At 45.6% G+C, this 25,345-nt stretch carries 20 protein-coding genes; 1 reads left to right on the plus strand and 19 read right to left on the minus strand.

Going from position 1 to position 25,345, the window contains the following annotated elements; genetic code table 11:
• Positions 1-38: 38 nt before the first annotated feature.
• The 4 genes from fabD (OQ477_RS05785) to OQ477_RS05800 form a co-directional block, all read right to left on the minus strand.
• Positions 39-2,279 carry an ACP S-malonyltransferase gene (fabD, locus tag OQ477_RS05785; protein WP_265971713.1) on the minus strand — a complete coding sequence of 747 codons (2,241 nt, stop codon included), beginning with the start codon at positions 2,277-2,279 and terminating at the stop codon, positions 39-41.
• A gap of 1 nt (position 2,280) precedes the next feature.
• Positions 2,281-3,255 (minus strand): acyltransferase domain-containing protein, encoded by a 975-nt coding sequence (locus tag OQ477_RS05790; RefSeq protein ID WP_265971714.1) that lies wholly within the window; start codon positions 3,253-3,255, stop codon positions 2,281-2,283.
• A 136-nt stretch (positions 3,256-3,391) separates the two neighbouring features.
• Positions 3,392-4,261 (minus strand): ACP S-malonyltransferase, encoded by an 870-nt coding sequence (fabD, locus tag OQ477_RS05795; RefSeq protein WP_007409838.1) that lies wholly within the window; start codon positions 4,259-4,261, stop codon positions 3,392-3,394.
• 314 nt (positions 4,262-4,575) lie between these two features.
• Entirely contained in the window at positions 4,576-5,253 is a 678-nt protein-coding gene (locus OQ477_RS05800) for an MBL fold metallo-hydrolase (protein ID WP_003154103.1), read from the minus strand.
• Between the two features lie 917 nt (positions 5,254-6,170).
• Here OQ477_RS05800 and OQ477_RS05805 point away from each other — a divergent pair.
• A complete protein-coding gene (locus tag OQ477_RS05805; protein ID WP_265971716.1) occupies positions 6,171-6,380 on the plus strand; it encodes a hypothetical protein in 210 nt (69 codons plus the stop codon).
• A 400-nt stretch (positions 6,381-6,780) separates the two neighbouring features.
• Here OQ477_RS05805 and mutL read toward each other — a convergent pair whose 3' ends face one another.
• From mutL to OQ477_RS05880, 15 genes are all read right to left on the minus strand, one after another.
• A complete protein-coding gene (gene mutL, locus OQ477_RS05810; protein ID WP_082998028.1) occupies positions 6,781-8,655 on the minus strand; it encodes a DNA mismatch repair endonuclease MutL in 1,875 nt (624 codons plus the stop codon).
• A gap of 15 nt (positions 8,656-8,670) precedes the next feature.
• Entirely contained in the window at positions 8,671-11,256 is a 2,586-nt protein-coding gene (gene mutS / locus OQ477_RS05815; RefSeq protein WP_007409829.1) for a DNA mismatch repair protein MutS, read from the minus strand.
• A 118-nt stretch (positions 11,257-11,374) separates the two neighbouring features.
• Positions 11,375-11,920 carry an outer spore coat protein CotE gene (gene cotE / locus OQ477_RS05820; RefSeq protein WP_003154111.1) on the minus strand — a complete coding sequence of 182 codons (546 nt, stop codon included), beginning with the start codon at positions 11,918-11,920 and terminating at the stop codon, positions 11,375-11,377.
• A 252-nt stretch (positions 11,921-12,172) separates the two neighbouring features.
• The gene (locus OQ477_RS05825) at positions 12,173-12,604 is read right to left on the minus strand and encodes a RicAFT regulatory complex protein RicA family protein (protein ID WP_003154113.1); all 432 of its coding nucleotides are present in this window, start codon (positions 12,602-12,604) and stop codon (positions 12,173-12,175) included.
• Between the two features lie 2 nt (positions 12,605-12,606).
• Positions 12,607-14,136 carry a tRNA (N6-isopentenyl adenosine(37)-C2)-methylthiotransferase MiaB gene (miaB, locus tag OQ477_RS05830; RefSeq protein ID WP_003154116.1) on the minus strand — a complete coding sequence of 510 codons (1,530 nt, stop codon included), beginning with the start codon at positions 14,134-14,136 and terminating at the stop codon, positions 12,607-12,609.
• A gap of 142 nt (positions 14,137-14,278) precedes the next feature.
• Positions 14,279-15,457, minus strand: coding sequence for a glycine C-acetyltransferase (locus OQ477_RS05835; protein WP_265972424.1), 1,179 nt, complete (start codon positions 15,455-15,457; stop codon positions 14,279-14,281).
• 12 nt (positions 15,458-15,469) lie between these two features.
• Complete coding sequence (gene tdh / locus OQ477_RS05840) at positions 15,470-16,516, minus strand: L-threonine 3-dehydrogenase (protein ID WP_094295759.1); 1,047 nt, start codon at positions 16,514-16,516, stop codon at positions 15,470-15,472.
• Positions 16,517-16,773: 257 nt separating this feature from the next.
• Positions 16,774-17,034, minus strand: coding sequence for a stage V sporulation protein SpoVS (gene spoVS, locus OQ477_RS05845; protein ID WP_003154135.1), 261 nt, complete (start codon positions 17,032-17,034; stop codon positions 16,774-16,776).
• Between the two features lie 199 nt (positions 17,035-17,233).
• Positions 17,234-18,028 carry a TIGR00282 family metallophosphoesterase gene (locus tag OQ477_RS05850; protein WP_003154137.1) on the minus strand — a complete coding sequence of 265 codons (795 nt, stop codon included), beginning with the start codon at positions 18,026-18,028 and terminating at the stop codon, positions 17,234-17,236.
• 60 nt (positions 18,029-18,088) lie between these two features.
• Entirely contained in the window at positions 18,089-19,648 is a 1,560-nt protein-coding gene (gene rny / locus OQ477_RS05855) for a ribonuclease Y (protein ID WP_003154140.1), read from the minus strand.
• Positions 19,649-19,940: 292 nt separating this feature from the next.
• Positions 19,941-21,122, minus strand: a complete 1,182-nt coding sequence (locus OQ477_RS05860) for a serine hydrolase domain-containing protein (protein WP_265971721.1) — start codon at positions 21,120-21,122, stop codon at positions 19,941-19,943.
• A gap of 167 nt (positions 21,123-21,289) precedes the next feature.
• On the minus strand, positions 21,290-22,333 hold the full coding sequence (gene recA, locus OQ477_RS05865) for a recombinase RecA (RefSeq protein ID WP_003154145.1): 1,044 nt from the start codon (positions 22,331-22,333) through the stop codon (positions 21,290-21,292).
• Between the two features lie 170 nt (positions 22,334-22,503).
• Positions 22,504-23,754 (minus strand): competence/damage-inducible protein A, encoded by a 1,251-nt coding sequence (locus OQ477_RS05870; RefSeq protein WP_265971723.1) that lies wholly within the window; start codon positions 23,752-23,754, stop codon positions 22,504-22,506.
• Between the two features lie 17 nt (positions 23,755-23,771).
• Positions 23,772-24,353 (minus strand): CDP-diacylglycerol--glycerol-3-phosphate 3-phosphatidyltransferase, encoded by a 582-nt coding sequence (pgsA, locus tag OQ477_RS05875; RefSeq protein WP_007409821.1) that lies wholly within the window; start codon positions 24,351-24,353, stop codon positions 23,772-23,774.
• 74 nt (positions 24,354-24,427) lie between these two features.
• On the minus strand, positions 24,428-25,327 hold the full coding sequence (locus OQ477_RS05880; protein WP_265971726.1) for a helix-turn-helix domain-containing protein: 900 nt from the start codon (positions 25,325-25,327) through the stop codon (positions 24,428-24,430).
• Positions 25,328-25,345: the final 18 nt, after the last annotated feature.

Consider the following 25,345-nt stretch of genomic DNA (forward strand, 5'->3'; position numbering starts at 1 on the left):
ATGAATATTCCATGTTTTCAATCTATCATTTCGTCTTGTCAACACGTTTGCAAAAATGAACCTAACTTCTGATTCAAAAGCGAGGCCGTCTCTTCCATAAGCCGCAGGCCGATACCATCGGCATGGCGGTTTTTCCAGGACTCCAGCTCCGTACCTTTCACCCATTGATTGAAGGCGCCTAATGCCGGGCCGCAATGAATCTGGAAGTCTACCTTGGCATCCGGGTCTCCTTTAATCGCCGAAGCAGAACTTTGCCTGAAATACCATTTGAATATGAGCGCCATTTTCTGTTTCGGATTCCGTTCGACTTTTGAAATGTCTTCATTCGAATAATGAGCCTTCACTTTGTCATAAATACTGCTTACACTTGCCTTAAAATACTTCTCTTCTATTTGTCTGAGTGTCTTTTCATCAATTTCTTCAATTGAGCGGTGACGCTGATACAGTTCATGCAGCTTAGAGGCGCGAGTCGGAAAGAACAGCCCTTTCTTTAATACCTGCACCTTGCTGCCTGATTCAAACATATCGCCGGCCGGCGCGTAGGCCGTGTCCTGTACATTCATCTGCTGCAGGAGGTCCTTTACGAGGCCGCTCGTCGCTGCTTCAACGGTGCATTGGTTAATAGATCCGGTCACAATAAAATCAGCGCCGAGCATAAATGCGGCCATGGCAGCCTCGGGCGTTCCGATTCCCCCTGCGGCTCCGATGCGGACGGTTTTGCCGTATCGGTATTTTTTCATCATGTCATCTCGTAAACGGATGATCGCCGGCATGAGACTGTAAGCAACTCCGCCGTCAGTGTGGCCGCCTGAGTCAGCCTCTACGCAGATGTCATGCGCAACGGGTATTTCTCTCATCAGACTTGCTTCTTCAGCGGTAATTTTGTTTTCGGCTGCAAGTTTCTGCAGAATGTGATCAGGCGCCGGGCTGAGAAACGCTTCCGCTACTTCCGGACGGGAAAGCTTGGCGATAATCCGCTGACGCGCTATTATTTGTCCGCCGGCACCGCGTTTTAACCCCTTAGCGCGAAACCTTACTAAAGCGGGAGTAACCGTTAAAAACGCTGATGCTTCCAAGTTCTGAATCCCATGCTTCAATAAAAGATCAATCATTTTTTCTTCTGAATCTGTATGCTTCATATTATGTACAACATTTATGCCGAAGGAACCGCCGTCACGAAGCTCATGCTGAATTGACAAAATGGCGTCCTCGACGTGCGCGATGTTCAAACCGCCCGTTCCGAAAAAGCCCATCATTCCTTTTTCGGCCAGTTTGACGACCATTTCCTTCGAAGAAATTCCGCGGTACATGCCGCCGGCCAAGTAGGCGTATTTCAATTGATAATCGCGCTTAAACTCTTCATTTCCTAAAGACGCCGCCGTAATTGAGCTTTTTCCAGCCTCGGCCGGGACTTTGATTTCATCTGTTATCGGCTCCGCTTCAGCCGTAATTCTTTGAATCAGCCCCGTCAGCACTTTTCCGGGACCGATTTCCTCAAAGCTCATGTTCTTTCTTCCCATTAAGAAACGGATGCTGTCTGTCCAGTTCACAGATCCCGTTATTTGTCCGGTGAGTGTCTCTTTCAGCTCTCTCTGCTCATAGGGTCTTGCCGTCACATTTGAAATGACCGGGATGGACAGCGGCTTAAAACGGAAAGATTCAATAAAGCGTGAAAACTCTTCCTTCGCTTCCAGCATGTATCTGGAATGAAAGGCGCCGCTGACATTTAAGCGGTGAACCATTTTTACGCCGTTTACGGCTTCAAAAACGGATGCGGCTTTTTCAATATCTTCTTTATATCCGGAAATGACAATTTGCTGCGGTGTGTTCATGTTGGCGATATCAATCATATCCAAGTGATTTTCTCTTAAAACATCCGTCACCTGCTCATGAGTCAGGCCGATCACCGCTGCCATGCCGCCTCCTTTTGCGCGGCTCATCAGTTCGCCCCTTTTTTTGACCAGCTGTAAGCCTTCTTCAAAATCAAAGGCGCCCGAAGCGTATAACGCGTTATATTCGCCCAAACTGTGTCCGGCGGTAAAATCCGGTTTCAAGCCGGTCTCTTCTGTTTTTTTCAAATAACTGAGGGCATTGACGACATAGAGCGCCGGCTGAGTGAATTGAGTCTGATTGAGACGTTCTCCGTCCCGGCACAGCTCCTGAATGGAATATCCGAGAATGTGATCGGCCTTTGCGGTTAATTCAGGATAGCGGCCGAACAGGTTCTCCCCCATCCCTACTTTTTGCGAGCCTTGGCCTGGAAAAACAAAGCTGATCATCTTACAGTCTCCTTCCGGGCGGTGATAAAATGCTGTCTTCTATTTGCTGCAAATGTGTTTGTTCTTTATGAAACGGCGTCATAATGGCACGGATGCGTTCAGCCGATCCTGCAGGAAGAATCTGTTTGGCAAATGCGGCCAATGTTCCGGAAGGCCCGGCATCAATATACAATCCTTTTTGGCGGCTGTCTGCGAATTGAAGCGCTTCGCGGAATCGAATCGGCTTTCTTACGATATCCCAGAAAAAGTCCGCTTGTATATCGGTCTCAACCTCTCCGGTCGCACTGGAGATGTACGGTATAAACGGAGTCCGGATTGATTTCTGAGCTAAAAAGCGCTTGTACGGCTGTTCCGCCTGATCAACCAGCGCTGAGTGAAACCCGTAAGATACCGGCAATAGCTGATGAGGAATCTGCTTTTCTCTCAGATCGTCCATGATCTTTTTGATATGTTCCCGCTCTCCCGAGATGACAAAGTGAGAATGATAGTTTACAGATGCCAATTCACTATGTTCGCCGAGCAGCGGATCATCTTGATATAAAGCCGGATCACCCAGTATCGCAAGCATGCTGCCGTTACGGCAAGTTTCCGTAACGATTCGGGCCTGTTCCAGCACGCAATCTAAAGCATCCTCGGCGCTCAGCACGCCCGACACAGCGGCCGCTGCATACTCTCCGAGGCTTGCTCCGATCACATAATCGGGACGTATGCCTCTTTGCTCCAAAGCATATGCAAGTGCGTACTCAGCCATAAAAATGGCAGGATGGCTGAAAAGAAGGCGGTCAAATGGATCAGACAGACGATTGCCTGTATGATACATCTCTTTTAGGACAGAGAAACCGAAACGGCTGACTGCAAAATCGTCCAAGTCAAGCATTTTCTGCCGAAAAGCGGAGTTATGTGCAAACAGCTCTTTCCCCATTTGATAGTATTGGGAACCCTGTCCAGAAAACATGAAAACAATTGGCTGGTTCATTTGTTCTCCTTTTTGCTGCTTATTTTTTTAAAATATTGATTTGTGAGTTTTTCGTGATGTCGTGTGCAGGTGAAGTGGTCGTGATGTTGTATGGCTGGCACTATTGTGTGAGATAAGAATTTTGACTTGCGTTCCGCTACATGGCGGGTGAAGCTTCAGTTTCTTTTTTGATGCGGTGAATAAGCCCTGTCAGCACATGGCCCGGGCCGACTTCTTCAAATTCCATCCGCCCTTTGTCCAGCAGATAGCGGATGCTGTCGTTCCATCGCACTGAATGGTCGATCTGATCGGCCAGAACGGAGTGGATTCCGTCTTGCTCGTAAGGTCTGGCATGCACATTAGAAATGACGGGAATTGATATAGCAGAAAAATGAAATGACTGTAAAAATTTTTCGAACTCTTGTTTTGCTTCGCTCATATATCTCGAGTGAAAAGCGCCGCTTACGTTTAACGGATGAAACATCGTAACGTCTTTTAATCCTTCGAATACGCTTTTGGCTCTTTCAATGTCTTCTTTGCGTCCGGATATGACAACTTGGTGAGGAGAATTCATATTGGCAATATCAATCGTATGTAATCCGTGCGTTTGAAGGGTGTCTGACACTTGAGCTGCAGTTAACCCCATAACAGCGGCCATTTTTCCGTCAGTGGCCATACTCATTAATTCGCCTCTTTTACGGACAAGCTGCAGGCCGGTAATAAAATCAAAAGCACCTGCTGCAAACAGCGCATTATATTCTCCCAAACTGTGCCCGGCCACATAATCCGGCTTTATGTCATTGTCTTGGATTTTTTTCAAATAGCTTAACGCGTTTACAACATATAAAGCAGGCTGGGTGAACTGCGTCTTATGAAGATTGGAATACGGATTCTCAAGACAAAGCCGTTTCATGGAATATCCGAGTGTTTCATCAGCCTGCTCCGTTAAGTCTTTAAATTCATCAAACAATGAGCTCCCCATTCCCTGCTTTTGAGAACCTTGTCCGGGGAATAAGTATGTGATCATTTTCTCAGCCATCCTTTCTCGGATTCAGATAAGAAGCATGTTCAAGTTGATAGTAACTGCACAAAAATACCATGTCAAGTTAATTTATCCTATGCGAACTCCTGAATAATGCCTATTTTTCCCTGCCGGAAGTCGGGCTCAGGGCTTTCGGAACAGGCGTAAGCAGAATGTCCCATCCGGCCTGCCCGGCGTTCTCTTCCGCAAACTCCCGTTACTCAGCCATTCATCACCAGAAATCTAGTAATAACTACCATTCCATTTCAGAAGTTCCTTGCTTCAAAAGAAAAGCTAGTTAGATAGAACTAAATTACACATTACTTAAAATGAAACAGCCCTTTTTGATTTTTTCTGTTGCGGAAATTCACGAAATGTTCTTTTTTTTCAATCTGAAAGTAAATATTGTTTTTCAAAAGACTCTCCATTTTTTGACCCGGCTTCTCCCCGAAGGAGTGCCCCGGATACACGCGCACATGCGGCGGAATGGAGGCTTTGATCCTCTGTATACTGTGAAACATGTCTTCAGCTGAGCTGCCCCTGTCCTCACATATCCCGCACCCTTCTGTAAACACGGTGTCACCGGTAAAAAGATGATCAGATAGCAAATAGCACATTCCCCCGGCCGTATGTCCCGGGGTCAGTATACTTCTGATGATAAACCCTCCGGCCGCAAAGGTTTGGCCGTCTTCAAGCGCTATTAAGTTTCTGCACCGGAATTGATAGAAATCGATTTCCGCCGACGACATGTATATATCAGAATGATAGATTTGCTGAAGCGGCTCCGCCAAGTTTACATGGTCATAATGCGAATGTGTTAATAAAATAGCTGATAAATCAACATCCAATTCATGCAGTTTATCGGTTATTTTATCGATTTCCCAGGACGGGTCCACCGCTATCGCAGATTTTTTTGAGCGGTCTGCGATAATATAACAATAGTTGGACCACATCTGGTGATAAGTTTTGATTTGATGCACTTCATATGTATGATCCATTGTCACCATTCCCATTTAAAAGATCCGGGCAGACTGCTGCCGCCGCCCAGCCGACTGTAACCACTTTACCAGATGACACCACGTTTTTCCATGGATTTTCCGGTAAAGTTAAAAAAACTTTCTGCTCCCGCCAAAAGCACCAGTCTGGACCTTTTTTACAAATTGCTATGCTGATATATAAGGAAATTAGAATATTAATTTAGATGAATTCTTTAGGGAATTTTATTCAGAAAATGAAGGATGAATATGAGTTTCGGATAAAAAGAAAACAAATTTAGCTTTTGTTTTGAAAAGCAATTGCCGAAGCGGCCGAAGGGGATAATCAGTTTTTAGAAATGATCCGCAATCAAGATTATTATTTTAATCCTTTTCTTCAAGATAATACCGAATTGCAACATTATGTTGACATTAACATAATTGAACTTAGAAAAGTACGGCGTAATTTACACTCTTTTCAAATCAGCCCTAGCTGCAACAATTCACGAAAGCGCCGCGCAGCTTTTTACTGTGCAAAAACAAAACTAACATAAAATCATTAAGTGTAAAAAGTAAATATTAAACATTAGACAAATAGACTATGTTATATGGGTCGGAGTTTACCTCTCAAGGTAAATTGCCCTGGGATGCAAAAGCACTAAGAGCAGATTGGGATGCAATACCTGCTAAAGTTAAAGCTGCTATGGGCGGAATTGGCGTTTTGAAATAATTCTTAATACGATCGACAATTTTACTGGTGCAGTTGAAGATACGTGCTATGCGGGTGCTCTAAAAGAACTGGCAACCCAACAGCCGCTTGGCGGATTACTAAAACTCTTAGGCTTTTCATTTAAACGGGGCTATTGTTGGTGTTTAACAAATTTATCCTGTGTTAAGCTTTAAAGTGATTATTTTCTAACGTGTTAAGATCGGAGGTAACTATGGAAGATAAAAGTAACGCTGAACCGAGCCCAAAAGCTATAAGAATTCTAACTTACATCATTCCTATAGTTTTAATAGGACTTATCCTTGTTCTTAAGAATATTAATACCGCAGCAGCAGAAATTTCATTTTATATCGTTGCTGTCGGTGTGGTTCTCTTAGTGGTTTTCAGTTTGATCAAAAATAGAAAAAACCTCAGGAAGAACTAAATGTAAGGGGGGCTAATTACTAGTCCCCCTTGACTAACTTGCGGATAGTATAACCCGCCAAATTCTAATTTTATTTGAATTCTTCACAAATAACATGAGATTTTTCAGGAACCGTTTTCTCCAATTATTTCACTATTAATGCAGTCAATGGACGATATAGACGGTTACACCAAACACAGGATACTACATCGCCAACCCCAAATACTCTCCAAAAACAATTTTTATATGACAGAAAAGCAGCTGGATGTTAAACAAATTATTTTCATGATTACGGCATACCGATGCAACAATTATGCCAGAAATTAAAAAACTCAAAAGTTATCTCTGAAAGGCTGGGTCATTCAAACTAGTAAGGCTGCTTGTGGGCAAATAACGGTTTAGTCTCACATAAACGTTGTTATTACATCACACGCTTAAACATCTTCTCCATCTCATACGTACTGTGGTGGATAATGATCGGCCGGCCGTGCGGGCATGTGAACGGGTCTGTCGTTCGGCGCAGGTCGTCCAAGAGCGCTTTGATTTCATCGTTGCGCAAATGCCGGTTCGCTTTGATTGAGCCTTTGCAGCTCATCATAATGGCCGCTTCCTCCCGCAGTTTTTTAATATCGATCTGTTTGGCGTCAAGCACCTGCTGAATGATTTCTTCAATCAGTTCAGCTTCTTCCCCTTTTGGAAACCAGGCAGGATGGCAGCGGACGATGTAGCTGTTCGTGCCGAATGCTTCTAAAAATACTCCGACGCTTTCAAGCTCATGCTGATGCTGGTCAATGATCAGCGCTTCATTTGCCGCGTAATGAAAGGTGAGCGGCACGATCATATCCTGCACTTCAGGCTCGACCTGCCCGACTTTCTCCCGGAAATATTCGTATTTAATCCGTTCTTGTGCCGCATGCTGGTCAATGATATACAAGCCGTTTTCGTTTTGGGCTAAAATATATGTCCCGTGCATTTGGCCGATCGGATACATCACCGGAACTCTTTCTTCCCGTATTTCTTCAGAGACAGCTTCCGGTTCCGGAATATCTGAAACAGGCGCTGCCGTTTCGGGCATACCGAGCTCCGGTGGCACTCCGTGATCCGCTTCATTCGGGAGGATCTCTTCTTCTATTATTACCGGCTCAGGCTCTTTTACGACCGAACTCAGCTTCATTGGTGAGTAAGACGGCTCCGGCGTTTTTTCAGGAAGTTTCCGCTCAGGCGCGCTTTCCTCAAATGTCATAAATTGCTGTTCGTTTTTGGCCGGTGCCGGCGCTGATTTTTTCGGGAGCTGGGCGCTCGGAATAAGCCGCTGCTTTTGAAACACTTCCTTTATCCCGTCACGGATCAGCTCATGCAGCTCCGTCTCTTTGCTGAGGCGGACTTCAAGCTTCGACGGATGGACATTGACATCAACCAAAATCGGGTCCATCGTAATTTCGATAAACGTAATCGGATGGCGGCCGATCGGCAGAAGTGTGTGATAGCCCTCATGGACCGCTTTTACAAGCGGGAAATTCTTAATGTATCTTCCGTTAATGACAGATGACATGTAGTTTCTGGATGCACGCGTGATTTCCGGAAGCGCAATGTAGCCCTTGACTTCAAAATCAAGCGAGCTGACATGGAGCGGTATCATTTTTTTCGCAACCGCCGTCCCGTAAATTGCGGCCAGCACATGGCGCACGTCCCCGTTACCGTTTGTCTGCAGCAGATTTTTCCCCTGATGGCGGAGACGGATGGATACTTCCGGATGCGCAAGAGCGATCCGGTTGACAACATCCGTAATATTGCCGAGCTCCGTATGCACGGTTTTCATATATTTCAATCTGGCGGGTGTATTGAAAAACAGGTTGGTAACGATAATCTCCGTTCCTTTTCTGCTGGAGGATTTCTGTTCAGAAATGATATTCCCGCCCTGAAGAATGAGATGGGTTCCCGCTCCCTCGCCGATGCTCGTTTTAATTTCCAGATGAGAAACAGACGCGATACTTGGCAAAGCTTCTCCGCGGAAACCGAGTGTTCTCACCCGGAACAGGTCGTTTTCATCTTTGATTTTACTGGTCGCGTGGCGGCGGAAAGCCCGCTTGCAATCATCGGTTTCCATCCCTTCGCCGTTATCGAGCACCCGAATCGACGAAAGCCCCGCTTCCTCTATGTCGATTTCAATGACTGTGCTGTTTGCGTCGATGGCGTTTTCCACCAATTCTTTAACGACTGAGGCAGGCCGTTCGACCACCTCGCCGGCCGCTATTTTATTTGAAAGTTCATCTGACAGCTGGATGACTTTTGCCAAGTCCGTCACCTCTTTCTATTTTAATTTTTTTTGCAGCTTGTACATTTCATTCATCGCTTCAAGCGGCGTCATATCGAGAATATTGATTGACTTAAAGGCTTCAAGCACTTGTTTTTCTTTATTAGAAACAGCCGGTGCCTTCTGTTCTTTTTCACCGTCAGCAAAAAAGGACAGCTGTGCCGGTTCTTCTCTGACGGCGGACTTTTTCTCAGATACCGCCGGAAGCTCCGGTTTATCTCCCGTCTGCTCAAGCTGTTTCAAAATCTCCTGCGCGCGGCTGATCAGATCGTCCGGGAGCTCGGCAAGCTGGGCGACATGAATGCCGTAACTTTTATCTGCGGCTCCTTCTTTGATTTGATGGAGAAACACGACCGTTCCGTTATATTCCTCTGCGCGCACATGAACATTTTTCAGCTGAGGAAGCTTATCTTCAAGCACCGTCAGCTCATGATAATGCGTGCTGAACAGTGTTTTAGCGCCGATATGATCATGGACATATTCAATAATCGCCTGTGCCAGCGCCATTCCGTCGTACGTTGATGTCCCGCGGCCGATTTCATCAAACAGGATCAGGCTGTCTTTTGTGGCGTTCACAATCGCGTTTTTCGCTTCCAGCATTTCCACCATAAAGGTGCTTTGTCCGGAAATCAAATCATCCGCTGCCCCGATTCTCGTGAAGATTTGATCAAAAATCGGCAGAACCGCTTCTTTTGCGGGCACAAAACAGCCGATCTGGGCCATGATCGATAGAAGTGCAATCTGTCTCATATACGTGCTTTTACCTGACATATTCGGACCCGTAATCAGGAGCATTTCCCGCGAATCGCCCATCAGGCAGTTGTTCGGCACGTATTCTTGACTGTCCATCACCTTTTCAACGACGGGGTGTCTCCCTTCAATGACTTTTACTTCATTATCAGAAAAGACGGGCTTTGTGTAATGCCTGTTTTCACTGATCGTAGCAAAACATTGCAGTGCGTCCAGCTCACTCATTTGTTTGGCAAGACGCTGCAAGCGCGGAATAAATTGTTTCACCTTTTCACGCAGTCCGGCAAAAAGCTCATATTCCAGCTCGCAGATGTTGTTTTCCGCTTCTAAAATAAGCGCTTCTTTTTCCTTCAATTCCGGCGTAATGTACCGTTCGGCGTTTGTGAGGGTCTGCTTCCGCTCATACCGTCCGTCCTCAAGAAGATGAAGGTTTGCTTTTGTGACTTCAATATAATAGCCGAACACTTTATTGAAACCGACCTTTAATGAACGGATGCCCGTATAAGCGCGTTCCTGCTGCTCCAGTCTGGCAATCCAGTCTTTACCGTTTTTGCTGGCGTCACGGTACTCATCGAGCTTCTGATGATAGCCGTCTTTAATTAAATTGCCTTCTTTTAACGATAACGGCGGGTTTTCATGAAGGGCTTCTTCTAACAGGTCAAGCAAATCTCCGCACGGATCAATCAAGCCGGCGCGTTCTTTTGCTTTTTTATGGTTAAGAGACCCTACAAGCTCTTTGATGCTCGGCACTTGTTTTAAAGATTCTTTCAGCTGGATTAAATCTCTTGCGTTGACGTTTCCGAATGCGACCCGGCCCGCCAGACGTTCTAAATCGTATACTTCCTTCAGGCGCTCTCGCAGATCTTCACGCTCAAACAGATGATTGATCAGCGTCTCGACCATTTCCTGGCGTTCTTCGATTTGGGATGCCCTGATCAGCGGGCGGTCAATCCATTGTTTGAGAAGCCGGCCGCCCATCGCTGTTTTCGTCTCGTCTAAAAGCCAAAGCAATGACCCTTTTTTGCTTTTCGAACGGATCGTTTCCGTCAGCTCAAGATTCCGTTTTGAATACAGGTCAATTTTCATCGCTTCTTCCAATTCATATACTTGAACCGGCTGCAGGTGATCCAGGCTCCGTTTTTGCGTTTTCTGCAAATACGTATATAAACGCATAAACGTCTCTGTCAGCTCTTCGCCCGGCAAGTGCTTTGCGATTTCAATGCGTTCTGTTATTTCCCCGTCTTCGATAGAAATCGTGGCGCCGCACCGTTCTTTCAGCTGAGCAGCTGTATGTTCGTTAAACTTGCTTGATACGACAATTTCCTTTGCGCCGACTGAGTAAATTTCTGACATGACATCTTCAATCCGCTCAATAAATACGGCCAGGTTTTCTCCGGTCGTTAAGTCTGATAAAGCGAGACCGTATCCGTCACGGAATTCGGAAACGGAAGCGATAAAGTTGTTTTCCGATTCATGAATGCCTTTTCCATCCATCACTGTTCCCGGTGTGATCAGCTGGACGACTTCTCTTTTCACAACGCCTTTAGCCGCCTTCGGATCTTCCGTCTGCTCACAGATCGCCACTTTATAGCCCTTTTTAATCAGCTGTTCAATATAAGCCGCCGCGGAATGATACGGCACGCCGCACATCGGAATTTTATCAGCCGAACCTCCGTCTCTGCTTGTCAGTGTAATTTCAAGCTCTTGTGACGCTTTTTTTGCATCTTCAAAAAACATTTCATAAAAGTCACCAAGCCGAAAAAATAAAAAGGCATCTTGGTGCTCTGCCTTTATCTTCAAGTATTGCTGTATCATAGGCGTGTAACTAGCCATCATTTAATCCCTCACTATGTATCTTCTCTTATCCGAATCCCATTATAACATAAACAAAAGAGTGATATCTTTATATATAAAAAAGAGACTTGGGGTGTTAAACTCCCCTAGCCTCAACTTATTCTTCAGGATCTCCGACTAAAAATTCAGGGTTAATGTCCTCTAATTCTTCATCAAGATCGTCTTCCCAATCATCATCATCGTCTTCTTCCCAGTCAGGATTTACTTCGACGACGACTTTCGTTTCACCGACCACTTCTGCTAAAAATTCTCTCTCTGCCTGAACCACGATTTTATTTCCGTTAGGAGAAATGGTGACTTCAAGACAATTCGGCTGCTGCAGCACTTTGGCAATGACTTCGTGTTCGTCATCTAAGTAATTTGTGTCTCTGTATCTGAGTTTAATCACATCGACATACTTTACTCTCTCGGTTACAACTTCCGTTTTTGTATTATCGGCGTAAGAGTACCAGACGTTTATATCATAATACCCTTCAATTTCTACAGTCTTCCCGATCTTTTCGGCATCGTACTTGTGGTTGATAATCCAGCCGCCCAATATACTTGACGGTTTTTCTCCAGGTGAGATCGTGTTGGTGCATTGGGTGAATTTTCTTCCTTTCGCAACTACCGCTTTCGTAATAATTTCCCTGTATTCAGACATTCCGGCAGGCCTCCTTGTTCTTCTTCGTGTTATCTTATGCTGGGCATTTGTCTCATGTGCATTTTTATAATAAAAATATAAAAATACAAAGTTTCTGTTTCATTGTATGCAGCCCTGCCCAGAAACTTTACTTTTAAGTATGATAAAACTTTCCAGTAAAATGGGACAAAACGGTGAATCGATGAAAATTTAGTACATATTACAATTAGTTCTAAAACAGCAAAAAAACACGGGCCGAAGAAGGCCCCGTGTTTAAATAGAACAGCTGTTATTCGAATGTTTTACTTTTGAACCGGTTTCTCCCGTCAGCAGGTTGCCTCCGGTAGATGTAATGATTTCGTTTGTCACCTGATTTGAGATCGTATGTGCGACAAGCTGAAGAAGGTCATTGACCTCAATCTGGGAATCTCTGAATTCCTGAATGATCGGAATCCCTTCAAGCTCTTCCTGCAGGGCGTCAATTTTACTTTCCACTTGTTTCAGCGCTTCAAGCTTTTCGTAGTGCTTCAGGTTAACGGCTTGCTTTTGCAGGGTTTTAATCTGATTAATAATCGCAGAGACTTTTTCATTTTCGTTAATCTGCGCCTCAGCGCGTTTGAAAAAATCGACTTCTTCTGTTTCAGAAATCATTTTCGCAAGGTTCCTAGCCTGCTGTACAATGTCTTTCTTAGAGTAAAGCGTCATTATTATTTCACCTCGATTGCCTCTCCTGCCATCACACCGTCAAGCGACCATGTTTTCGCCTGTTCGATTTTGACGCGTACAATCTTGCCGATGGCGTCTTTCGGCCCTTTGAAGTTGACGAGCTTGCTTTTTTCCGTATAGCCGGCAAGAATGTCAGGGTTATTTTTGCTTTCTCCCTCAACTAATACTTCGACAGTCCTGCCTTCATATTCCTTCATTTTTTTGGCTGAAATTTCTTTCACCAAATCATTGAGGCGCTGAAGACGTTCTTTCTTGACCCTCATCGGAACATTGTCTTTCATCTTCGCTGCCGGCGTGCCTTCACGAGGAGAGTAAATAAACGTATATGCGCTGTCAAATTCCACTTCGCGATATAACGAAAGCGTTTCTTCAAATTGTTCATCGGTTTCATTCGGAAAACCGACAATAATATCGGTCGTCAGTGAAGCGTTCGGCATCGCCGCTTTAATTTTTCCGACAAGCTCCAGATAGCGTTCTCTGTCATATTTGCGCGCCATCATTTTTAACATCGCTGAGCTTCCTGATTGAACCGGAAGATGGATATGGTCAAGAAGGTTGCCGCCTTTGGCGAGCACCTCGATCAGATGATCATCAAAGTCACGCGGATGACTCGTCGTGAATCGGATTCTCGGAATATCAATTTTACGCAGTTCGTCCATTAAATCACCGAGACCGTACGTCATATCCTCAAAATCTTTTCCGTACGCATTCACGTTTTGACCGAGCAGCGTGATTTCTTTATAGCCTTCGCTTGCAAGTCTTCTGACTTCCTGAATAATTTCCTCAGGACGGCGGCTTCGTTCTTTTCCGCGGGTATACGGTACGATGCAGTATGTGCAGAACTTGTCACAGCCGTACATAATGTTGACCCAGCCTTTAATTTTTCCGTTGCGGACTTTCGGAAGGTTTTCAATGACATCCCCTTCCTTCGACCACACTTCAATAACCATCTCTTTTGATAAATATGCCTCTGATAACAGTTCCGGCAGACGGTGAATGTTGTGCGTGCCGAAAATCATATCGACAAACGGGTGCTTCTTAAGGATGCGGTTTACGACTGATTCTTCCTGTGACATGCAGCCGCAGACGCCGAGAATCAGGTCCGGGTTATTTTTTTTGAGCGCCTTTAAATGGCCGAGCTCTCCGAACACTTTGTTTTCAGCATTTTCCCGGATAGCGCAAGTGTTTAATAAAATAACGTTCGCGTCATCAACCGAATTTGTCGCTTCATAACCGAGCGCCATAAAAATACCCGCCATGACTTCCGTATCATGCTCGTTCATTTGGCATCCGTACGTGCGGATATAAAATTTCCTGCCTTCACCGAGGCCTTTAAATTCTTCTGAGATTTTAAAATCGTTATGATATTGAACGGATTCTTTGCCCCGTTTTTTCGCATCTTTTAAAGAAGGCGGAATATATACGGCTTCAAAATACTTGCTGTAATCCTTTTCGGATTTTTTGTCCGCCGGATTCACTTGTCCGCTTTCCTGCTTTTGCTTTTCATTCATGTTCGAATGTCTCCTTTCAACCGAAACTTCCACCCTCAAGTATACTGGTTAAAAGCGTTTGGCACAACCGCCAGCCTATTATTGTACACCTTATTGAGAATAAGAATCAATAAGAAATAAAAAAGAGGGAATCATTTCCCCCTTACACAAGCTGCAGCTCTTTTGCGGCTGAATGGATTACTTCCAGCGCCCGGTCAAGCTCCTCTTTTGTATGCTCCGCCGTAATAATGGTGCGGATTCTCGCTTTTCCTTGGGCGACCGTCGGATACACGATGCTTTGTGCAAAGACGCCGCGGGTCAATAAAAGGTCTGATAATGCTTGGGCTTTTTCTTCCTCCCCTATTAATATCGGCACGATCGGTGTTTCGCTTTTTGTGAGGGTCAGCCCCATTTGAACCAGTTTGTCTTTGAAATACGCCGTGTTCTCCCATAGCTTTTCCATATGCTCAGGCTCTTCCAGCAGGACGTCAATGGCTTCTATGCATGCGGCCGTTACCGCAGGCGGATGAGAAGTGCTGAATAAGAAAGGACGCCCTTTATGGCGCAGGTAATCGATCAGAACCTGCGACCCCGCGGCGTAACCGCCAAGCACTCCGATGGCTTTGCTTAATGTGCCCACCTGTATGTGGACTCTTCCGTCAAGCCCGAAGTGATTAACCGTTCCCCTTCCGTTTTTTCCGAGTACGCCGGAAGCATGCGCGTCGTCGACCATCACAAAGGCATCGTACGCCTCTGCAAGTTTGACGATGTCAGGCAAAGGAGCGATGTTGCCGTCCATTGAGAATACGCCGTCAGTGACGATCAGGCGCATGCGGTAATTCATTGATTTTTTCAGCACCCTTTCCAAATCGTCCATATCAACATGGCGGTACACCTTTTTATCTGCTTTCGTCAGCCTGATCCCGTCAATGATGGAAGCATGGTTCAGTTCGTCAGAGATCACGATATCTTCTTTTGTAAGAATGCTTGATAAGACGCCCTGATTCGTTGTGAACCCCGATTGAAAAACAAGTGCCGCTTCTGTTTTTTTAAAGTTTGCCAATTTCTTCTCCAGCTCATTGTGCATTGTGAATGTTCCGGCAATTGTACGGACGGACCCCGTACCCGCTCCGAATTCTTCCGCGGCGCGTTTGGCCGCTTCGACAAGTCTTGGATGCGACGTCAAACCGAGATAATTGTTCGATGAAAGCTGTATCACGTTTTGCCCTTTGACTTCCACCGACGGACCCTGCTTCGTTTCAATTTGTTTCATTTGCTGCCACGTTTTATTTTCTTTCATTTTATCAAGCTCTGCTTTTAGAAATTCAAATTCTTTCATTATAGAACCCTCCCCTTATGGAATCAAAATGACTTTGCCGCACCGGCCCTTTCTCATCAGGTCAAACCCTTTTTCAAAGTCTTCAAGCGGAAACTGATGCGTGATCACCGGCGTCAGATCAACAAGGCCGGATTCAAGCAGGTGCGATACCTTCCGCCATGTTTCAAACATTTTTCTGCCTGTGATGCCTTGGACGGTAAGTCCTTTAAACACCACGTCATTTGTCAGGTCAACCGTCACCGGACGTTCCGGCAGACTCAGCATGTGGAACCTTCCCCCGTTGGCCGCCATCTTTAATCCTTGTGTTATGGCTGTCGGGTGGCCGGACATTTCACAGACAAGGTCGATTCCTTCTCCGCCTGTTAAGGTGTCGATCACCTCAAGCGGATCTTCCTCGTCAGCTGGAATGGTGATCGTGGCTCCCAATTTCTTCGCAAGAGCCAGCCTGTAATCATTTTTATCAATGGCCACAATACGGGACGCACCGGCCGCTTTAGCCACCGCCACCGCCATCAGTCCGATCGGTCCGCAGCCGATAATTGCAGCGGAACCGCCCGCAAGCTGGCTGCTTTCCAGCACCGTATGCACCGCGTTGCCAAGCGGCTCTTGAACAGAAGCGACGGCGGGGTCCATATCAGCGGGATTTTTCCAAACATTTCGAGCCGGCACTTTGACATATTCAGCGAAGGAACCGGCTGTATCTACGCCGAGGATCTTTGTATGGGTGCACACATGATGTTTTCCTGTTAAACAAGGGACACAAGTACCGCAGACGAAGTGGGTTTCAGCCGAAACATAGTCACCTATTTTGACATTTGTGACGTGCTTGCCCGTTTCCGCTACGATACCGCTGAATTCATGTCCGAATACTTGAGGTGTTTTGATTCGTTTCTGCGCCCATTGATCCCAATTATAAATATGCACATCTGTACCGCATATAGATGCGGCCTGTACTTTAATGAGAACTTCATTCTCATTAATGGAAGGTATGGGAATTTCTTTCAGAGTTGCTCCGAAAGCGTTTTCATTTTTGACGATAGCTTTCATCTTTCCTCCCAACATGTACACTCCTCCTCGAAAAAACACTGTAATAACTGGATTGTAACATGAGATAAAAAGGAGGTAAATACCAGTGTCCACTCCAAGAAAACAACTGCTTCCGTCCGGAAAAATGGGCGGGATTTTTTTTGAATATTATATGAATAAAGCCATTTATCATCTCTTCGTACTATCAATATAATATTGTGAGAAAATATGACAACAATAAAAACAACCCGCTCGCCTTACGCAAGCAGGTTGAGAATGTCATGTTTTTGTTTTTAACGGGGTTCGACGATTAACTTAATCGCCGTTCTTTCTTCTCCGTCAATCTGTATATCTGTAAAAGCCGGAATACAAATCAAATCTACGCCGCTTGGCGCGACAAAGCCTCTGGCAATCGCAACCGCTTTAACAGCCTGGTTTAAGGCACCCGCCCCAATTGCTTGAATTTCGGCGGCTCCGCGTTCCCTCAATACACCGGCAAGCGCGCCTGCTACTGAATTTGGACTTGATTTTGCTGAAACTTTTAAGATTTCCATTTCTGCTCCCCCTTAGTTTTACAATGGATAAGTGAGTGTTCATTAGAACAATCATTATTAGATGTTGCTATCCAAAAAGCCATCCCCACAATGCTTTTCAAAAATAGCGGGCTACCTTCCATTTCTACTATATTCACTAAGAAGTTGCTATATTCCTGCTTTTCCTTTTAATATTTTTATAAAATAAACACATGATCACCTATTCAAAGAACATATGGTCATCATTGATTAATATCCGTTCGATATTTACGGCCTTTTTCGTTTGATCGTCGATGTCAATGAGCACTCCGCTCAGCGTAGTTTTACCTTCCGCCACCGTAAACCGGACGGGAAGATTGGTTTTAAACCGCTTGATGACCGTTTCTCTGTCCATACCGAGAATTCCGTCGTACGGACCCGTCATGCCTACATCAGTAATATATGCCGTTCCTTTCGGTAAAATGCGGTTATCTGCCGTTTGCACGTGTGTATGGGTGCCTACCACGGCAGAGGCTCTTCCGTCTGTGTACCAGCCGATCGCAATTTTTTCGCTTGTCGCTTCGGCGTGAAAATCAATAAAAATGTACGGCGTGCGCTTTTTCGCTTCTTCTATTAATTCATCCGCTTTAGCAAACGGATCATCAAGCGGCGGAAGAAACGTCCGCCCCTGTAAGTTAATGACGGCAAGCTCTTTTCCGTTCGATTTAATATAGGTAATGCCTTTGCCCGGCGTACCTTCCGGGAAATTCGCCGGCCGGACAAGATGCGGCACATCATCAATAAAGTCGAAGATCTCTCTTTTATCCCACGTATGGTTTCCCATTGTAATGGCATCTGCTCCCGCTTCCATCAGGCTGTGGTAGATCTTTTCCGTCAGTCCTTTTCCGTGTGCTGCATTTTCTCCGTTAATAATTGTAAAATGCGGTTTATGTTTCGCTTTCAGTTTCGGGACATATTCTTTTACCATGTCGCGGCCCGGGGAACCGACAACATCTCCGATAAATAAAATTCTCATACATTCCATTCCTTCCTTTTCAGGGACTCAAAAAAATAAAGTGATGCGCTAAGCATCACTTTATTTTGCATACTCTACGGCTCGAGTTTCTCTGATTACGGTCACTTTAATGTGGCCCGGATAATCAAGCTCGTCCTCAATTCGTTTACGGATATCACGTGCCAAACGATGGGCTTCTAAATCATTAATGGAGTCCGGTTTTACCATGATGCGAACTTCACGGCCGGCCTGAATCGCAAATGATTTTTCAACACCTTCGTAAGACTCGGAGATTTCTTCAAGCTTTTCAAGTCTGCGGATATAGTTTTCGAGCGTTTCACTTCTCGCGCCCGGTCTTGCGGCTGACAATGCATCAGCGGCAGCGACCAGAACGGCGATAATGGAAGTCGGCTCTTCGTCTCCGTGGTGTGACGCAATACTGTTAATGACGACTGGATGCTCTTTATATTTGGTCGCAAGCTCCACTCCGATTTCCACGTGGCTTCCTTCCACTTCATGGTCAATTGCTTTTCCGATGTCATGCAGAAGACCGGCCCGCTTGGCAAGCTTTGCATCTTCTCCAAGCTCGGAAGCCATTAAACCGGCTAAAAATGCAACTTCCATAGAATGTTTCAGTACGTTCTGCCCGTAGCTTGTACGGAATTTCAACCGGCCGAGGATCTTGATCAGATCCGGGTGGAGTCCGTGAACGCCGACTTCAAACGTCGTCTGCTCACCCATTTCCCGGATATAGTCATCAACCTCACGGCGGGATTTTTCAACCATTTCTTCAATGCGCGCCGGGTGAATACGGCCATCCTGAACGAGTTTATCAAGAGCGATTCTTGCCGTCTCCCGTCTGATCGGATCAAATCCGGAAAGAATGACTGCTTCAGGTGTGTCATCAATAATCAGGTCAATACCTGTAAGCGTTTCAAGCGTACGAATGTTACGCCCTTCACGGCCGATGATACGTCCTTTCATCTCATCATTCGGAAGATTGACGACCGATACCGTCGTTTCGGCAACATGATCTGCTGCACAGCGCTGCAAAGCAAGCGACAGAATGTTTTTCGCCTTTTTATCTGCCTCTTCTTTCGCACGGTTTTCGGTTTCTTTTGTCATGATGGCGATGTCATGTGAAAGCTCATTTTCAACCCGGTCAAGAATGATTTGTTTCGCTTCATCCCGTGTCAGGCTCGAAATGCGTTCGAGTTCTGACTGCTGCATACGAATCATCTCATCCACTTTGCTTTCCATCTCTTCAATATGTTGTTGTCGTTCATTCAGAGAATGATCTTTCTTCTCCAACATCGCTTCCCGTTTATCAATTCCTTCATGTTTACGGTCAAGATTTTCTTCTTTTTGAAGTAAACGGTTTTCTTGTTTTTGAAGCTCATTTCGTCTTTCACGAACTTCCTGTTCAGCATCTATTCGAAGTGTATGGATTTCGTCCTTTGCTTCAAGCAGAGCTTCTTTTTTCAGTGCTTCAGCATCACGCTTTGCATCTTCAAGGATTTGCTCGGCAGCACCGCGTGCGCCCGCAATCTTTGCTTCGGCAATGGTTTTACGAACATAGTAGCCAACAACTAAACCGAGCAGAGTCAGCAAAATGGAGATGAGAACCGTCATTGGGGTCATACTTTCACCTCCTCTTGCTATGAACTTGGTTTTTGCTTAAATAAGTGCCGGCATGTACATTGTTTGATTTTCTCAACATACAGAACCTTCACAGGGAATGAGTCTCTCATGCCCTTGTCAAGTTTAAATGGTTTAACAATCATGTTAAAAAAACAAATGTTACAACTTCATTGTAATTGTGTCGGAAATACTTGTCAAGCTTGCCAGCTTAACGATTCGCCTTCAGCTCGGATCTTCGCCCATGTATATATCATACCATACCTTCATCCGCTTTTCGTGAATGACGGCTCTGTTATTCCGCCTGGTTAAGCAATTGGTAAATTCTATTGTTTACCTGTCCTAATTTGGCGTTATTCTGAATGTTTGACAGTAATATGACATATTTGCTTGCCGAATGGCTGAAGCTGTTCAAAATGTTGTAACCGGGCATAACACCGTGATTGGAATAGCTTCCCGGATCAATGTAAAACCCCATGCCGTAAGCGGCACTGCTTCCTGCTGTAAACATTTTTGTGAAGCTTTCTTTTGAAAGGAGCGTGCCGTTTACGATCGCTTTATCAAATTTATAGAGATCTTCAGCGCTCATATACATGTCGCCCGCCCCGTACAGCTGCGATAAGTCCAAAAGGTGCGGCGTTACAAGACTGCCGCTCTCATCGACTTTGTAGCCGACGGCAGGATATTTGGCTTTGGCAAATGTTTTGTAAAATCCGGCATGCTTCATTCCGGCCGGTTTGAACACGTGCTCTTTTATATATTGTTCATAAGACTCCCCGCTGACTTGAGATACGATATAAGCAAGCACTGAATAGTTGGAATCCCTGTAATCCCAAACCCCGGGCTGCCGTTTAATTCCGCGGTATTCTATATCCTTGATTAAATCAATTGGAGAAATCGGTCCCTGCCCCTCAATATGCCCGTTTATGCCGGACGTATGATTGAGCAGATTTTTCAATGTAATGCGCGTGCCGTTAGGAAAATTCGGCAAGTATGTACTGACGGGGTCACTCGTCTGCAGCAGCCCTTTTTCTTCAAGCTGCAGGACAGCCGTCGCGATTAACGCTTTTTGTGAAGAACCGATATAATATGATGTCTCCGGATTGTTTTTAATTTTTTGTTTTCGGTCCGCATAGCCAAAGCCTTTTTTCAGCACAACTTTTCCATCTTTTACGATCATTGCAGTGCCGCTGAACCCGATCTGTTGCAAGTAATTGCTGATCTGTTTATTGTGATCGATTGATTTAGGTGTTTTCTCTTTTTGCGTCTTTTCTTTTTTCTGTTGAGTCTGGTCTTTTGAAGTATCAGATTGAGCGGCGGGAGCGCTTTTAACGGATTCCTTCTCCCGGTGATGCGCTGTGACGGTCCAGATCATAATAAAAACAGTAACAAGCAGCAGAAAAAGAAACAGCCCTCCCGTTTTCATCAGCTTCTTCTTCCTTTTTTTATTTATTCTTGTGCGGCGGGGGCTCGTCATCTTTTTTCCTCCTCAGATATAATTTCAACTTTCGCCATGATGTTAGACGAGTGAAGTGTGAAAAAAGTTGTAACATTCCAGATAAAATTTTCCGAAACAGCCAGTGTTTTTTTGAAACACACAAAAAAAAGAGCGGAAATTGCTTATTCCGCTCTTTTGATCGTGTTTTATTCTTCTAATTCCATCTCTTCCTGAACTTCTTCCGCTTTGTCCGTTACACCGTTATTGTCTAAACCGTAATATTCACGGATTTGTTCCTGAATCATCAGCATGATGTCTTTATTTTCTTTTAAGAACTGCTTGGCGTTTTCACGGCCCTGACCGAGGCGTTCTTCTTCATAAGAATACCACGAACCGCTTTTTTGCACGATATCCAGTTCAGTTCCAAGGTCGATGATTTCCCCTTCTTTGGAGATTCCTTCACCGTACATAATGTCCACTTCAGCCGTACGGAACGGAGGAGCGACTTTGTTTTTTACGACTTTAATTCTCGTTTTATTCCCCATCACGTCGTTGCCCTGCTTTAATTGCTCGGCACGGCGCACTTCAAGGCGCACGGAAGAATAGAATTTCAGCGCGCGGCCGCCCGGTGTCGTCTCCGGATTTCCGAACATAACGCCGACTTTTTCACGAATCTGGTTAATAAAGATTGCGATTGTTTTAGATTTATTGATGGCGCCGGAAAGCTTACGGAGCGCCTGAGACATGAGACGCGCCTGTAAACCGACGTGTGAATCACCCATGTCACCTTCAATTTCAGCTTTTGGAACAAGCGCCGCAACAGAGTCAACGACTACGATATCAACAGCTCCGCTTCGCACCAGCGCTTCAGCAATCTCAAGCGCCTGCTCTCCCGTATCCGGCTGAGAAAGCAGAAGCTCTTCGATATTGACACCGAGCTTTTGCGCGTAAACAGGATCAAGAGCATGCTCAGCATCAATAAATGCTGCCTGTCCGCCTTTTTCCTGAACCTCAGCGATTGCGTGAAGCGCTACAGTCGTTTTACCTGAGCTTTCAGGTCCGTATACTTCAATAATCCGTCCGCGCGGGTATCCGCCTATTCCGAGAGCGGTATCAAGTGCAAGGGAACCGCTTGGCACCGTTGAAATTCTTGTATCTGTTTTTTCTCCGAGCTTCATGATGGAACCTTTGCCGAATTGTTTTTCTATTTGCTTAAGAGCCATATCTAAGGCTGCCTGACGATCACTCATTTATTTTTTCCTCCTTTATCTTGCCACTACATATACTATACCTTGTTTACTGGCATTTGCCAAGAAAAAAGCGAACGCATATTCGGATTTTTTCCGCGTTCGCTTTTCTGCAAAAGAGCATAATTTCCCTTGTAAAACTTAAAAATCAGAGAAAACGCCTCTTTAAAACTTTATTTTTGATCCAGCATTTTCAAAATGAGATGGCAGCCGTATTTAGCGGCGCGCTTTCTGATTCCGGTTCTTGAGCCGGCAAAGTTAAATTCGTGGACCTCTTCTTTTCCTTCCGCCGAAATGCCGATAAAGACGCGGCCCGGCGCATGCCCTTCCTGCGGGTCGGGACCCGCAACCCCGGTAAAGCTGATGCCGATATCGCTTCCGGTCAGCTTTCTCACACCGGCTGCAAGCTCTTTCGCACACTCTTTGCTGACCGCTCCGCTTTCTGCGAGCGTCTCAGCTTTCACGCCGAGCACATGCTGTTTCACGCTGTCGGAATAGCAGACAACGCCTCCTGCAAATAGTTGAGACGCACCGCTTAAATCAGTCACCCACTCTGAAAACAGGCCGCCTGTAAAGCTTTCGGCAGAGGAAATCGTGATTTTGTTTTGTCTGCATGCTTTTGAAAGCTCCTTCACCAGAGACGTATCGTCATATCCGTAGAAAAATTCACCGACACGTTCTAAAATGGCGGCTTCCGTTTCTTTTAAAAGCCGTTCTGTTTCTTTTTCGTCAGCATGTTTCGCCGTTAAACGCAGCGTGACCTCGCCGTCAGCAGCGAGCGGCGCAATCGTCGGGTTCGTCTGCGCATCAATGATATCTTCTAAATCAGCTTCAAGCTGGGATTCACCGATTCCGAAAAACCGTAGCACGGTTGAAACAATTCTCTCATTAGAACCGAGCTTTTTAAGAAGCAGCGGCTTCGCTTCATTTTCAAACATCGGACGCAGCTCGCTCGGCGGCCCGGGAAGCAGCATATAAAGCCTTGAGCCGTGCTCTGCAAGCATTCCCGGCGCCATGCCGAAATGATTCGCCAAAACGTCTGAGCCCTCAATGACGAGCGCCTGTTTGCGGTTATTCGGCGACATGGTCCGTTTTGTTTTCGCGAAATATTCTTCGATCGACCGGAACGCTTCGTCATTCAGAACGAGCGGGCGCCCCAGTGTGTTTGCAATGGTTTCTTTCGTCAAATCGTCCTTGGTCGGTCCGAGGCCGCCTGAAAAAATAATCAGGTCTGAGCGCTCTTCGGCAATGCGGATGACTTGCTTAAGCCGCTCCGGATTGTCACCGACAGCGGTATGATAAAACACGTTTACACCGATTTCCGCCAGCTCTTTACTGATAAACTGCGCGTTCGTATTGGCGATCTGGCCTAGCAGAAGCTCCGAGCCGACTGCAATGATTTCTGCTTTTTTTGCTATTTCCATCTTTAAGTCCTTCTTTCCTAGTTAGATGTTTTTAACGCATCCCAGTTCTTCGCAAAATAATCCCAGCCGGAAATGACTGTGAACAGCACGGCCACCCATAAAGCGATATCGCCGAACGGGAAAGAAACGAGCTCAAACGGAAGATTATGCAGCAAAAGCGCGGCAACAGCGATAATCTGAGCCCATGTTTTAATTTTCCCCAGCATATTGGCGGCTACAACTTCCCCCGTTCCCGCCAGCACAAGTCTTAATCCCGTTACGGCAAATTCGCGGCTGATGATGATGATGACCATCCACGCCGGCGCAAGGTCAAACTGCACAAGCGTAATTAATGCCGCGGATACCAGCAGTTTGTCAGCCAGCGGATCTAAAAATTTCCCGAAGTTTGTCACGAGGTTCAGTTTTCTGGCGTAGTAGCCATCCACCCAGTCAGTCGTTGATGCGATAATAAATAAAACAGCTCCCGTAAGATGCGCGACCGGAATCGATTCATCCCCTATATGAACGCTGCCCCACTGAAAAGGAACAAGCATGATAATCATAAATACAGGAATTAAAGCGATTCTTGCCAGTGTGATTTTATTCGGTAAGTTAAACATAAAGCCCCTCCAATAATATGTACTCGGACGTGAAGAAAAAGTCATCTTAATCGTTCAGATGACTTTTTCCCCTTTTATTTTTTCATCTTGATTGTGATGGTCTGCGCCATCACATCATGCGGATTGAGTTCATAGGACAGAACCTCTCCGTTGATTTTAATTTTCAGGTTAGGGGCATAGCCCGTGCGGATTTCAATCTGCTTTTGATCCGTGACGTCTTTTTTAAAAGTTTCGCCCTTTTGCAGCGTTCCTTCTTTTAAAGAACCGCCGCTGTCATCACGGACGCGGATCCATGCGCTGTCAGAAGCAACCAGTTCAAGCTTATACTTATCTGCCCCGGAGACGTTGTATGAAGAAGCCGAGCCTTCCGTTCCGGCCGCTTTGATCTCCGTCTTTTCACTGCTTTTTTCTTTCTTTTTCTGCTCTGACGCTTTTGTGTCCTTTTTGTCTTTTTTGCTGTCAGATTGCGCTTCGTCGTTTGTATTGCCGTCGTTTTTCAGCGCAGAATCCTTAGGAATCTCATACTTGCTCTCACTTTTGGTGACGGCCTTATCTCCGTCTGTCTGCCCGGATTTGCTCATTCCGAGCTGAATAATCGCATAAATGATCGCGATGACGATGATGACACCGATGACGACAAGGACGGTCGGAAGCCATTCCGCCGCCTTTGAAGCGGACTTAGGAAGCTCCCTTTGCATGGCGAGACCGGAGATTTTTTCCGACACATCGTCATGGTACGTGTTAGGGATGTCTTTTTTATATTCTTCAAATAACTGATCTGAATCAAGCCCGACAGCTTCAGCGTATTGCTTGATAAACGCCCGCACATAAAAATTGCCGGGAATGACGTCATAATTGCCTTCTTCCAGAGCGGTTAAGTATCTTTTCTGAATTTTCGTCGCCGCCTGGAGTTCATCCAACGACATCCCTTTTTCCTCTCTGGCTTCTTTAAGCCGGATTGCTAATTCTGTCACAACAAACACCTTCCAATA

Origin of the sequence: Bacillus sp. ChL18 (assembly GCF_026241425.1) — a bacterium.
GTDB classification, from domain to species: Bacteria; Bacillota; Bacilli; order Bacillales; family Bacillaceae; genus Bacillus; species Bacillus velezensis.